This is a genomic window from Actinoplanes sp. KI2 (genome assembly GCF_025630775.1).
GTDB lineage: Bacteria > Actinomycetota > Actinomycetes > Mycobacteriales > Micromonosporaceae > Actinoplanes.
This window is the reverse complement of record NZ_JAOSZE010000044.1, coordinates 22137-34631: the sequence shown is the minus strand read 5'-3', so window position 1 is coordinate 34631 and position 12495 is coordinate 22137. Positions and strand designations below refer to the sequence as shown.

Annotated in this window: 12 protein-coding genes; 7 read left to right on the top strand and 5 right to left on the bottom strand. The window is 71.6% G+C overall.

Annotation, left to right across the window (positions count from 1 at the left end; genetic code table 11):
• Positions 1–63: 63 nt before the first annotated feature.
• From ODJ79_RS36560 to ODJ79_RS36550, 3 genes are all read right to left on the bottom strand, one after another.
• A complete protein-coding gene (locus ODJ79_RS36560; RefSeq protein WP_263028246.1) occupies positions 64–822 on the bottom strand; it encodes a DUF4142 domain-containing protein in 759 nt (252 codons plus the stop codon).
• Between the two features lie 55 nt (positions 823–877).
• On the bottom strand, positions 878–1537 hold the full coding sequence (locus ODJ79_RS36555) for a DedA family protein (RefSeq protein WP_263028245.1): 660 nt from the start codon (positions 1535–1537) through the stop codon (positions 878–880).
• Positions 1538–1609: 72 nt separating this feature from the next.
• Complete coding sequence (locus ODJ79_RS36550) at positions 1610–2866, bottom strand: pyridoxal phosphate-dependent aminotransferase (protein ID WP_263028244.1); 1257 nt, start codon at positions 2864–2866, stop codon at positions 1610–1612.
• Positions 2867–2960: 94 nt separating this feature from the next.
• On the opposite strand from ODJ79_RS36550, the gene ODJ79_RS36545 reads away from it, so the two are divergent.
• Positions 2961–3728: an SAM-dependent methyltransferase gene (locus tag ODJ79_RS36545; RefSeq protein ID WP_317620733.1), complete on the top strand. Its 768-nt coding sequence runs from the start codon at positions 2961–2963 to the stop codon at positions 3726–3728.
• 4 nt (positions 3729–3732) lie between these two features.
• On the opposite strand, the gene ODJ79_RS36540 is transcribed toward ODJ79_RS36545, so the two are convergent.
• Positions 3733–5400: a phospholipase D-like domain-containing protein gene (locus ODJ79_RS36540; RefSeq protein WP_263028242.1), complete on the bottom strand. Its 1668-nt coding sequence runs from the start codon at positions 5398–5400 to the stop codon at positions 3733–3735.
• Between the two features lie 256 nt (positions 5401–5656).
• On the opposite strand from ODJ79_RS36540, the gene ODJ79_RS36535 reads away from it, so the two are divergent.
• The 6 genes from ODJ79_RS36535 (at position 5657) to egtD (ending at position 11472) form a co-directional block, all read left to right on the top strand.
• Positions 5657–6484: an NAD(P)H-binding protein gene (locus ODJ79_RS36535; RefSeq protein ID WP_263028241.1), complete on the top strand. Its 828-nt coding sequence runs from the start codon at positions 5657–5659 to the stop codon at positions 6482–6484.
• A gap of 43 nt (positions 6485–6527) precedes the next feature.
• Positions 6528–6893 (top strand): winged helix-turn-helix transcriptional regulator, encoded by a 366-nt coding sequence (locus ODJ79_RS36530; RefSeq protein ID WP_263028240.1) that lies wholly within the window; start codon positions 6528–6530, stop codon positions 6891–6893.
• 147 nt (positions 6894–7040) lie between these two features.
• A complete protein-coding gene (locus tag ODJ79_RS36525; protein WP_263028239.1) occupies positions 7041–8363 on the top strand; it encodes a glutamate-cysteine ligase family protein in 1323 nt (440 codons plus the stop codon).
• A gap of 99 nt (positions 8364–8462) precedes the next feature.
• The gene (egtB, locus tag ODJ79_RS36520) at positions 8463–9761 is read left to right on the top strand and encodes an ergothioneine biosynthesis protein EgtB (RefSeq protein WP_263028238.1); all 1299 of its coding nucleotides are present in this window, start codon (positions 8463–8465) and stop codon (positions 9759–9761) included.
• A complete protein-coding gene (egtC, locus tag ODJ79_RS36515; protein ID WP_263028237.1) occupies positions 9761–10504 on the top strand; it encodes an ergothioneine biosynthesis protein EgtC in 744 nt (247 codons plus the stop codon). The genes egtB and egtC overlap by 1 nt, the downstream gene beginning before the upstream one ends.
• Positions 10501–11472: an L-histidine N(alpha)-methyltransferase gene (egtD, locus tag ODJ79_RS36510; protein ID WP_263028236.1), complete on the top strand. Its 972-nt coding sequence runs from the start codon at positions 10501–10503 to the stop codon at positions 11470–11472. The genes egtC and egtD overlap by 4 nt, the downstream gene beginning before the upstream one ends.
• A 29-nt stretch (positions 11473–11501) precedes the next feature.
• Here the strand turns inward: egtD and ODJ79_RS36505 are convergent, their stop codons facing one another.
• Positions 11502–12452, bottom strand: coding sequence for a D-2-hydroxyacid dehydrogenase family protein (locus ODJ79_RS36505; RefSeq protein ID WP_263028235.1), 951 nt, complete (start codon positions 12450–12452; stop codon positions 11502–11504).
• Between the last annotated feature and the right edge of the window lie 43 nt (positions 12453–12495).

The following is a 12495-nucleotide window of genomic DNA, read 5'->3' as shown; positions in this document are numbered from 1 at the left end:
CACCGTACCCAAAGGCGTCAGCCGCGGCAGTACCGGCGGGGACGTCCGCCGTGTCGAGTAGCGTCAGCCTCGGTAGTACCGGCGGGGGCGGCGGCCGACCAGGAAGCGGGTGCCGAGGATGCCGGCCAGGATCCCGCCGGCCAGCGCGAGCAGGATCACCGGCGTGCTGGTCACCGGCGAGGTGGTCCGGCGCTCGGCGGCGAGCACCGGGGCGGCGCTCGCGGACGGCGGCGGCACGGTCGGCAACCCCTGGAAGTCGACGATTCCGCTCGACTCGAGCAGCGTCATGTGTGTCATCACGAACTGGTTGGCCTGCTGCGCGAGCCGCCGCACGGTGTCGTTGCGGGTGCCGGCCCGGATCGCCGCGATCGCCGGGAAGATCTTCCCGTGCGCGGCCCGCAGCCGGTCGATGTAGATCTGGTCGAAATCGGCGCCGGTCGCGTCGCGCATCTCGCCGAGCCACTTCTGCTGGTCGCTGTTCGGCTTGTCCGGCAGGTCGATCTTGAGCTTGGCGGCGGCGGCGCGGGTGAGCTCGTCGAGCGCCTTGTGCTGCCCGGCGATCGTCCGCCCGATCTCCTGGATGCGCGCGTTCTGCGAGCGTTGCTGCGCCATGTCCCCGGCCGGGATCTCCCACAGCCCGGCCAGGCGCACCTTGGTCACGAAGTCGCGGTCGGCCGCGGACACCGCACCCCGGGCCTTGTCGGAGAGCAGCCCGTTGGGCGGGACCGGAACGCCCGGCTCCGCCCAGGCCGCCCCCGGGTCGATCAGGGTCAGCGCGAGGGCCGCGATCGCGGGACCCCAGAGTCGACGCCAGCCAAGCATGCGGACCTCCTGCACAGGATGTTGACAGGAAGTACGCGTCACCGAGCGGAAAAGATTAACTACGCGATGACGAGCGTCGAAGCACGGCTGTGGACGATGCCGTCACCTGCTCGGACGGGATCGGTTCGGCCGGAGTTGGCGCGAAAACGTGCTGAATGAGCACCGCGAACCCGGAGATGGCGAGCGCCACCGCGCCGGCCAGCAGGAGGCCGAGGAGCGGCCGCCCGGTGAACACCTCGCCGCCGAGGTAGCCGATCAGCGCGGCCTCGACCGCCCACACCACCACGCCGATCGCCGTGTACCAGTGGAACCGCGCCGCGGGGTAGCCAACCAACCCGGCCGCCAGCGCGGTGGTCGACCGGCCGCCGGGCAGGTACCGGGCGAACACGATGACCAGCCCGCCGCGGCTGTGCAGCAGCCGGCGCACCCAGGCGTGCAGGGCCCGCGCCCGACGGTGGCTCAGCCGCGCCTCGACCGGTCCGGTGCTGCGCCGGCCGATCCGGAACGACGCCTGATCGCCCAGGTACGCGCCCGCCGAGGCCGCCGCGATCAGCAGCGCCAGATGGGGCCGCCCCGTGCCGGCCGCCGCCACGCCGCAGGCCACCACCGTCGACTCGCTCGGCATGAACGGCAGCAGCGCGTCGAGCCCGGCCACGACGAACACGACGGCCAGGACCCACGGGCTGCCGGCGACGGTGTTCAGGTACTGGGGCATGTCGTCACGATGAGGGACCAAACGAACACCCACGTGTACGGGGATCGAACAACCGACCCAGAGCGCCGGAAGCTACCCGTTCGCCGCGCGCCGGGCCGTGTACTCGCTCCGGCGGGTGGGGTACTGGATCAGGTTGTCCGGGACGTCCTCCCAGCCGCCGCCGCGCGGGTCGTCGTACTGGGCGCGCGGGTCGTCGTACTGGCCGCGCGGCAGGAACTGGCGGCCGTAGTCCATCATCCCGTCGATCAGCCGGTCGACGTCCCGTGCCGGGCGCACCACCAGCCGCATGAACTGGCTGGTCATGCCGAGCTTGTTGCCGCACTCCCGGGTGTAGACGCCGTGGTTGGCGACCAGGAAGTCGCGCAGCGCCACGCCGGACCACTCGGTCGGGAGTTTCACCAGGATGAAGTTTCCCTGGGACGGAAAGACGGTGAGTCCGGGTACGCGGGACAACTCCCCCGCCATCTGCCGCCGGTCCCGGCTCAACAGGCGCAGGCTGTCCTCGTACTCCTCCTCGTGTTCTTGAATCATGAAGACGACCTTCTCCGCGAGGGAGTTGAGGTTCCACTTCGGCAGCGCCTTGCCGATCGTCCCGGCGATCGCCGGGTTCGCCAGCATGTAGCCGAAGCGGATGCCGTGCAGGCCGAAGTTCTTGCCGAGGCTCTTCAGCACGACCGTGTTCGGCCGGATCACCGCGTCCGGGCCGACCGACGGGTACTGCTCGGCGTCGGAGAAGTCGATGAACGACTCGTCGATCACCACGAGGTCGAGGTCGCCGAGCATGTCCATGAACCGGATGACGTCGCGGCGGGGGATGTAGTTGCCGTCCGGGTTGTTCACGTTGCAGATCACCGCGACCCGCGACTTGCGCTCGCGGATGAACCGGACATAGTCGTCCAGGTTGAGCCGGAAACCGTCGCGTTCCTGCAGGGGGAACATGTCGACCCGCTTGCCGGTCTCGAACGGCTGGTCGGTCCAGCGGCCGAAGGTCGGGATCGGGATCGCCACGCTCTCCTTGATCAGCAGGTGGTCGATCCAGGTGATCAGCTCGGTGGACCCGTTCGCCATCGCCACCGTCTGCGGGTGCAGGCCGAGCACGCTGGCCAGCTTCTTGGTGATGCCGGCCGAGTCCGACGGGTAGTACTTGAGGATGTTCTTCAGCTCCCGGGCGAGCTCGTCGAACATCTCCGGGGTCGGGAAGTACGGGTTGCACGGGATGCAGAAGTCGACGATCTCCACTCCGTCGCCGGCACTTCGAGCGAGATCGAAATAAGACGCACTGTGCGACCCTTTGTGCAGGATCGAGGTGTCGATTCCGGTCCCTGCCATCGCGACTCCCACTCCCTCTTCGGCGACCTTGCCCTTCACGAGTACGGGCGGACCGGGGCGATCGTTCAATGCAATTGCCTCTATGCTGACCCCCGTGGATCGAGCCCATCCCGCCCGCGTTTACGACTACCTGCTCGGCGGCAAGGACAACTTCGCCGTCGACCGCGCGGCGGCCGAGGAGGGGCTGAAAGCCAACCCGAACGCCGCGACCGCGCCCCTGCAGAACCGGGCGTTCATGCGCCGGGCGGTACGCTGGCTGGCCGCCGACGCCGGGATCCGCCAGTTCCTCGACATCGGCACCGGGCTGCCCACCTCGCCGAACGTGCACGAGGTCGCCCAGGGGGTCGACCCGGCCGCGCGGATCGTCTACGTGGACAACGACCCGCTCGTGCTCACCCACGCCCGAGCACTGCTGACCAGCGCGCCGGCCGGCCACACGGCGTACGTCGACTCGGACCTGAGCGATGTCGATCGGGTGCTCGCCGGCGCCCGCGACAATCTCGACCTGTCCCGGCCGGTCGCGTTGCTCCTGTTCGCCATCCTGCACTTCTTCGAGGACGACGCCGACCCGTACGGCCTGGTGGCAAAGTTGCTGGCCGCCCTGCCGAGCGGCAGCTACCTGGTGGTGTCGCACGTGACCGCCGACCACGAGCCGCAGAAGTGGGCCCGCTTCGTCGAGGTCATGCGCCGCCAGGGCATGCCCAGCCATCTGCGGTCGCGGGCCGAGGTGACCCGCTTCTTCGACGGCCTCGACCTGGTCGATCCGGGCGTGGTGCCGATCCTGCAGTGGCGCCCGACCGAGCCGGCCGAACTGACCGACGCGCAGGTCGCGCTCTACGGCGGCGTGGGCCGCAAACCCTAGCGGGTCACTGTCCGACCCAGAAGTTCACCTCGCGCAGGGCGGCGCTGTCCGGTGTCAGGTACCAGCCCTGCCAGGTGTCCGCGTCGACCAGGCCCTTCCAGCGCTTGGCGACCGGCTGGAGCTGGCGGCGGAAACGCCACCGATACTGGTTGTACACGCTCATGATGTTCGTGGCGTACGCCGCCGCCACCCCCGGCGCGTCCCGGATCACCAGCAGGTTCTCGTCATTGGTGCCGCTGGCCCTCGGGCCCAGGTTGTGCGATCCGGTCAGCACGGCCGGGCGGTCGCCGAACGGATCGACCACGATCACCTTGCTGTGCACCATCGCGAACCCGCGAGCGAGCTTCTTCAGCTCGGCCCGGAAGAAGTCGGTCGCCTTGTCGATCGCCGCGGGCAGCACCACGTCGTAGTCGGCGAACTCACGGTTCTTCTGGTCGAACAGGCCGACCGGGTTCGGTTTCGTGCTCGGGTCCTGGTTGAGCACGCCCCGCAGGTAGAGCCGGCTGCCGGCGTGCGGGGCGCGCGCCAGGTCGAGGATGGCGTTGAGCAGTGAGTCTCGCGGGCCCGGGTTGAACATCAGGAACAGCACGGCCTGTTGCGCGTTCGCGATGATCTTGCGGGTGTCGACCAGATCGGCGTACGCGATGGTCGGGGTGAACCACAACCGGACGCCGGCCTTGTCCACCTGCTGGTCGCGCGGCAGGGTGTTCGCCTGCTTCAGCGACGCGGGGGTGAGGTCGCCGGCCCCGCGCAACAGGTCCCATTGCGATCGGTACTGCGCGGCCAGTTGCGGGTCGTCGATCAGGACCGAGTTGTTGGCCTGCGTGCACAGGCCGGTCATCGTCCAGTTCTGGCTGCCGGTCCACACCCAGCGGGGCGATCCGTCGACGTCGCAGATCACCAGGAACTTGTTGTGGCCCAGGGCGCGTGGCGCGCACATCCGGTCGTGCACCTCGACCTGGCCGGCGACCAGGGCGGCGCGGGCGGCGGCGTTCTCGTCCTCGCCCTTGGTGTCCACGCTGCCGTTGGCGAGCACCAGGTGCGCCCGCGAACCGATCGCCAGCAGCGCATCCATCAGCTGCGGATCGTCCAACTCGAACAGTGCCGCATAGATCTCGCGCTTCTCGGCGGCCGCCTCGGCCAGCAGCGCGAACAACCGATCGCCGAGCGGACCGGCCAGATAGGATCGCAGCTTGTCGCCGGGCGTCGCGATCATCCGGTCGAGGTACTGATTTTGCAGGTCGTGATCGGTCACGCCGAGCCGCCGGGACACCCACTGCGAGGCCACGATCCCGCGGTTGAACAGCACCTCGACGCCCGGCGAGACCAGGTGCGACAGGGTCACCGGCTCGGTCCAGTCGCTCGCGGTGGCCGGGTCGGGGTGCAGGTTGTCCCGGTCCGGCCCGACCATCGGCAGCACCCGGTAGGCGAGCTCGTCGCCCGGCTGCGCCATGTAGTCGGTCCACTGGTACTTCTGGATCGGCCAGTTCGTCGAGGCACGCCGCTCGCCGTCGGCGGCCGGCTGCCCCGCGAAACCCACCCAGGTGCTGACCACTTCCTCGACCCCGTTGCGGCGCCGCAGCAGAGCGAACCCGCGGCACTGCGGGATGATCCCGTCCGGCTTCCACGCGATGAAGACGTCATCGCCGTTGTGATAGACCCTGACCTTCATGGCCGCCCCCAGCACTGCCGACAGTCATGATGGTCGCACGGGATCGGCGCAGGTCACCGGTCCATTTCCCGACAGGATCGATGCCCTCGAATACCGACGATGACCTTCATGGTGAGACCGTTCCGCCGGCGAGGTCCGCGTCCCGCCCCCGGACCGCTGTGGCGCACCGCACAGCCGGTTTCCGCTAGGTGCCTAATGGACCGGCGTGGATAGCTTTTCCGCAGGTCCGAAGGGGTATCCGAAGGGAAGCATTGACATGATCACAGTGGTGGGGGCAACCGGGAACGTCGGTGGGCCGCTGGTGCGGATGCTGGCCGAGCGCGGGGCGGACGTGACCGCGGTGTCCCGCCGGGCGCCGGACGTTGCGGGGCGGCACGTGCGGGCCGATCTGGCCGCGCCGGAGACGCTGCGGCCGGCCTTCGACGGGGCGGACGCGGTGTTCCTGATCGTGCCGGGCGCGGGCGGCGGGATCGACCCGCACGCCGTGGTCGACCGGGCGCGGGCTTCCGGCGTACGCCGGATGGTCCTGCTCTCGTCGCAGGCCGTGGCCACCCGGCCCGGCTCGGCGGCCTACGCGCCGATGCGCGCCCTCGAAGCGGCCGTCGAGAGGTCCGGCCTGGCCTGGACGCACCTGCGGGCGGGCGGCTTCGCCAGCAACGCGTACGCCTGGCTACCGGCCGTCCGAGAGCTCCGCACGGTCGCGGCGCCCTTCGGCGATGTCGGGCTGCCGATCGTCGACCCGCTGGACATCGCCGCGACGGCCGCGGCGGTGCTGCTCGGCGACGGGCACGACGGCCGGGCGTACGAGCTGACCGGGCCGGCGCTGAGCACGCCCCGGTCACGGGCCGCCGACCTCGCGTCCGCGCTCGGCACGCCGATCCGGTTCGCCGAGCAGACCCGCGCGCAGGCTCGCGAGCAGATGCTGCGCCTCATGCCGGCGCCGGTGGCCGACGGGACCCTCGAGATCCTCGGCGCGCCGACCGTGGACGAGCAGCGGGTCAGCCCGGACATCGAGAAGATCCTCGGCCGGGCGCCGGGACCGTTCGCGGCGTGGGCGGCCCGGCACGTGGCGGCGTTCCGCTGAGGTGCCGACGGCCCGCGGCTCTCCGCCGAGGTACAACTGATCGATGAGCGACGACGGCCCGATCGATGGCCCGATCGCGGCCTGCCCGATCGGGCCGGTCGTCGACCTCGTCTTCCGCCGGTGGACCACGCCCATCCTGCTCACCCTGCATCGCGACGGGCGGCTGCGCTTCGTCGAGCTGCACCGGCGGATCGGCGGGATCACCGCCAAGGTGCTCACCGAGCGGCTGCGCCGGCTCGAGCGGGACGGCCTGGTCACCAGGCACTACTTCGCCGAGGTCCCGCCCCGCGCCGAGTACGAGATCACCGAGCTGGCACGCAGCCTCGGCCCGGTCTTCGCCACGCTCGCCGCCTGGCAGGCCGAGCACCTGAGCGAGGTGGAGAAAGCCCGCCGCGGGTTCGAGGGGTGACGCAGGTCACTTTCGGGACGAATCCGCAGGAAGCCCTGCGTACGCGTCCGGATAGGACACTTGTCGGTCCCGAAGTTGTCGGACCCTCGCCGTAGTGTCCGTCGAGGTAACGGAGAGCCACCGTTCGTGACGACGGGAGCACGTCCGATGACGACGCTCGACCAAGACGCGGCCGCGGCGACCAGCCGCCGGCTGCGCACGCAGGAGGAAGTGGAGGCGCACATCCGCGCCATCTGCTTCAAGACCGGCCCACCGGCGCTGATCGGCGCCGAACTCGAATGGACCGTGCATCACACCGCGGCGCCCCGCGCGCCCCTCGACCGCGAAACCCTGCGGCAAGCCCTCGGCCGGCACGCCCCGGCCACCCTCGATCCCGGGCACCCGCCCGAGCCGACCGGGCATCCGCCCGAGCCGAGTGGGTACCCGCCCCAGCCGACCGGGCATCCACCCGAGTCGCCCGGGGATCCGCCCGAGCCACTGCCCGCCGGCGGCCAGATCACCATCGAGCCCGGCGGCCAGGTGGAGATCTCCTCGGCCCCGGCCCGATCGGTCGCCGCGCTGCACGCGGCCGTCACCGCCGATCTCACCACTCTCACCGCTCTGCTCGACGGCGCCGGGCTGCGCCTCGGCGAGCACGGCATCGACCCACACCGATCGCCCCGGCGGCTGCTGGACACCCCGCGGTACGCGGCGATGGAACGGGTCTTCGACGCCCGCGGCCGACACGGCCGGATCATGATGAGCAGCACCGCCGGTCTGCAGGTCTGCCTCGACGCGGGCACCCCGGCCGAGCTGCCCGCGCGCTGGCGGGCCGCGCTCGCGCTCGGGCCGCCGCTGCTCGCCCTGTTCGCCAACTCGTCCCGGCACGCCGGCCGGGACACCGGGCTCGCCTCGGCCCGGATGGCGGCGTGGTGGGGCATGGATCCCCGGCTCACCCACCCGCCGATCGGGCCACCGTCCGACCCGGCGGCCGCCTGGGTCCGCTATGCGCTGGCCGCACCGCTGATCTGCGTACGGCGCGGCGTCGCCTGCTGGGACCCGCCGCCCGGCGCGACGCTGGCCGACTGGCTGGCCGGGGCTCTGCCCGACCCGCCCACCGCCGCCGACGTCGACTACCACCTGTCGACGCTCTTCCCGCCGGTCCGGCCGCACGGCTACCTGGAGATCCGTTACCTGGACAGCCAGCCGGGCGACGAGTGGATCGCGCCGGTGGCCCTGCTCGCGGCGCTGTTCGCCGACCGGCGGACCACCGAGGCGGCGCTCGAGCTGGCCGGGCCGGTGGCCGGGTGCTGGCACACGGCGTACCGGTACGGGCTGGCCGACCCGCCGCTGCGCCGCGCCGCCACCGCGCTGGCCGACCTGGCCCACGGCCGGCTCGAGACCGGCCTGCCCGCCGGCGTCCGCACCCACATCACCGACACCGTCCAGCGGCGCCTGCGCGGCGCCGGCACCGCCGAGGAGCCGTCATGACCATCGAGACCGACCGCCCCCGCGGCGCCGGCACCATCCGGGAGCCGTGATGACCATCGAGACCGACCGCCCCCGCAGCGCCGCCACCCGGGAGCCGTGATGACCATCGAGACCGACCGCCTGCGTGACCGGGTCGCCGCCGAGCTCGGACGGGCCCGCGACCGCACCGTCCTGCTGACCGAGGCCGTCGACGACGGCGACCTGATCCGGCAGCACTCGCCGCTGATGTCGCCCCTGGTGTGGGATCTCGCCCACGTCGGCAACCAGGAGGAGCTGTGGCTCGTCCGGGACGTCGGCGGGCGCGAGCCGGTGCGCCGCGACATCGACGAGCTGTACGACGCGTTCAAGCATCCGCGCCGGGACCGGCCGCAACTGCCGCTGCTCGGTCCGGCCGAGGCCCGGCGGTACGTGGCGACCGTCCGGGACAAGGCGCTCGACGTGCTGACCCGCAGCCGGCTGGACGGTGCGCCGCTGGTCGACCAGGGGTTCGCGTTCGGCATGATCGTCCAGCACGAGCAGCAGCACGACGAGACCATGCTCGCCACCCATCAGCTGCGCCGCGGCGCGCCGGTGCTCGACGCGCCCGCGCCGCCGGCATCGTCCGGGCCGGTGACCGGGGAGGCCCTGATCCCGGCCGGCCCGTTCACCATGGGCACCAGCACCGAGCCGTGGGCGCTGGACAACGAGCGGCCGGCTCATCAGGTGGTGGTGCCGGCCTTCCGGATCGACCGGGCGCCGGTGACCAACGGCGCCTACGCCGAGTTCATCGACGACGGCGGGTACGACGACCCGCGCTGGTGGAGCGCCTCGGGATGGGCATACCGGCAGGCCGCGGGGATCGTCGCCCCGTCGCACTGGGAACGCGATGGCGACGCTTGGGCGTACACGAAATTCGGTCGCACCCAGCGGATCGTTCCCGACGAGCCGGTCGTGCACGTGAGCTTTTACGAGGCCGAGGCGTTCGCGGCCTGGGCGGGCAAACGGCTGCCGACCGAGGCCGAGTGGGAGAAGGCAGCCCGCTACGACCCGGCGACCGGGCGGTCCCGGCGGTATCCGTGGGGCGACGAGGAGCCCACGGCTGCGCAGGCGAACCTCGGACAGCGTCATCTGCGACCGGCCCCCGTCGGGGCGTACCCCTCCGGAGTCTCGCCGTTCGGGGTGCATCAGCTGATCGGGGACGTCTGGGAGTGGACGTCGACGGACTTCGCCGCTTACCCGGGGTTCGTGGCGTTTCCCTACCGGGAGTACTCGGAGGTGTTCTTCGGCCCGGAGTACAAGGTGCTGCGCGGCGGATCGTTCGGCACCGACCGGTCGGCCTGCCGGGGCACCTTCCGCAACTGGGACTATCCGATCCGGCGGCAGATCTTCAGCGGGTTCCGCTGTGCGCGGGACGCCTGATGTGCCGCCATCTGGCCTATCTCGGGCCGCCCGTGCCGCTGGCCTCGCTGGTGTTCGACCCGCCGCACTCGCTCGTGCATCAATCCTGGGCGCCGCGAGACATGCGCGGCGGCGGGACGATCAACGCGGACGGGTTCGGGGTCGGGTGGTACACCCCGGCCGGCCCCGTTCGGTACCGACGCGATACTCCGATATGGAGTGACGTCTCGCTCCCGGCGATCTCCCGCGCGACCTCCTCCGGCGCGGTCCTCGCGGCCGTGCGCAGTGCGACCGTCGGCATGCCGGTGGTGGAAACGGCCGCGGCGCCGTTCGGCGACGGGCCCTGGCTGTTCAGCCACAACGGGGTCGTCACCGGCTGGCCCGCGTCGGTCGCCAAGCTCGCCGGAACATTGCCACCCACGGACTTGTTGACGATGGACGCGCCGACCGATGCGGCGCTGCTGTGGGTCCTGGTCCGTGATCGGCTGCGGGCCGGCGCCTCGCTTGCCGAGGCGCTGGCCGGTGTGGTGGCCGAGGTGTCGCGGGCCGCGCCGGGCTCGCGGCTCAACTTGCTGCTCACCGACGGCGTGGCGCTCGCCGCCACGGCGGTTGGACACTCCTTGTCGTATATCTCCGATTTTTCGTTTATAACGGTCGCTTCCGAGCCGCTCGACGACCGCTCCGCCTGGCGTCCGGTCCCCGACGGGACCCTGCTGACCGCCACGGCCACCGACCTCACCCTTACTCCACTGGGAGAAGCATGAACGCGCCCGCGCTCGAAGTGCACATGGACGCCGACGACCTGGCCCGCACGCTGCGGGCCGACGTGATCGCCGGCCTCACCGCCGACTCGAAATGGCTACCGCCCAAGTGGTTCTACGACGCCCGGGGCAGCGAGCTGTTCGAGAAGATCACCGAGCTCGACGAGTACTACCCGACCCGCAGCGAGCGGCAGATCCTGCACGACCACGCGGCCGAGATCGCGTCGCACACCCGGGCGCGGTCGCTGCTCGAGCTCGGCTCCGGCTACTCCACCAAGACCCGGCTGCTGCTCGACGCGCTCACCGCGGCCGGCACGCTGGAGACGTTCGTCCCGATGGACGTGTCGCCGACCGCGCTGTCGGCGGCCGCGACGCGGATCACCGCCGACTACCCGGGGCTGCGGGTGCACAACATCGTCGGGGACTTCGCCCGGCATCTGAAGCACCTGCCGGACGGCGGGGACCGGCTGGTCGCGTTCCTCGGCGGCACGATCGGGAACCTGGTGCCGGAGGAGCGGGCCCAGTTCCTCGCCGACGTGCGCTCGGTCCTCGACCCGGGCGAGCATCTGCTGCTCGGCACCGACCTGGTGAAGAGCCCGCGGGTCGTGGTGCCGGCGTACGACGACGCGGACGGGGTGACCGCCGACTTCAACCGGAACGTGCTGCGGGTGCTCAACAGCAGCCTGGACGCGGATTTCGATCTGGACGGGTTCGCGCACGTCGCGCTCTGGGACGCGGACCGGGAGTGGATCGAGATGCGGTTGCGGGCCCGCTGGCCGATGCGGGTGACGATCCCGGGGGTGGGTCTCGTGGTCGACTTCGCGGCCGGCGAGGAGGTCCGCACCGAGGTGTCGGCGAAGTTCCGCCGGGACGGGGTGGACCGGGAGCTGGACGATGCCGGGTTCGCCCTCGACCACTGGTGGACCGACCGGGACGGGTTGTTCGCGGTCTCCCTCGCACGCGCGGTCTGAAGTTCGGGGCCGCCCCGCCCGGGGCGGCCCTAACTGCTCAGAACTCGCACCGGAGAGCCGGCGCGCCAGGCCACGACGTTCTCGACGACCTGCTCGTACCAGGTCCGGTAGGTGGCGTCGGTGACGTAGCCGAGGTGCGGCAGCAGCACGGTGTTCGGCGCGCCCCGCAGCGGGTTCTCGGCCGGCAACGGCTCGACGTCGTACACGTCCAGGCCCGCGCCCGCGATCGATCCCGCGGTCAGCGCGGTCACCAGCGCGGCCTCGTCCACGATCGGCCCGCGCGACGTGTTGACCAGGATCGCGCCCGGCTTCATCGCCGCGAGCTCGGCGGCGCCGACCAGACCGACCGTCCGCTCGCTCAGCTTGAGGTGGACGGTCAGCACGTCGCTCGCCGCGAACAGCTCATCCCGGCTCACCAGCGTCGCCCCGGCCGCCTCGGCCCGCTCCGGCGTGAGGTTCTCGCTCCACGCGATCACCCGCATGTCGAACGCCTGCCCGATCCGGGCCACCTGCGTGCCGAGCCGGCCCAGCCCGAGCACCCCCAGGGTGGTCCCGGCCAGATCGGTGCCGATCGTGGTCTGCCAGCGGCCCTCGCGCAGCGCCCGGTCCTCGGTCACCACCCGGCGCCGGCAGGCCAGGATCAGCGCCCAGGTGAGCTCGGCGGTGTTCCGCGCCGCCCCCGACGCGGTGCCGCACACCGTCACGCCGTGTGCCGCGGCCGCGGTCAGATCGATCGACGCGTTCGCCATCCCGGTGGTGATCAGCAGCCGAAGGTCCGGCGTTTTCGCGAAGATCTCGGCCCGGAACGGTGTGCGTTCGCGCATCGCCACCACGACCTCGGCGCCGCGCAGCGCCCGGGCCAGCTCGTCCACGCCGACGAGGTGCTCGTGCAGCACCTCGACCTCGGCGTCCGGCAGCGCGTCGAACGGGGCGTACGAGCGCGCGACCCGCTGATAGTCATCGAGCACGACGATCTTCATGTGGCCACCGTACGCGGGCCCGTGCTGTGTGGACCTACCCGGA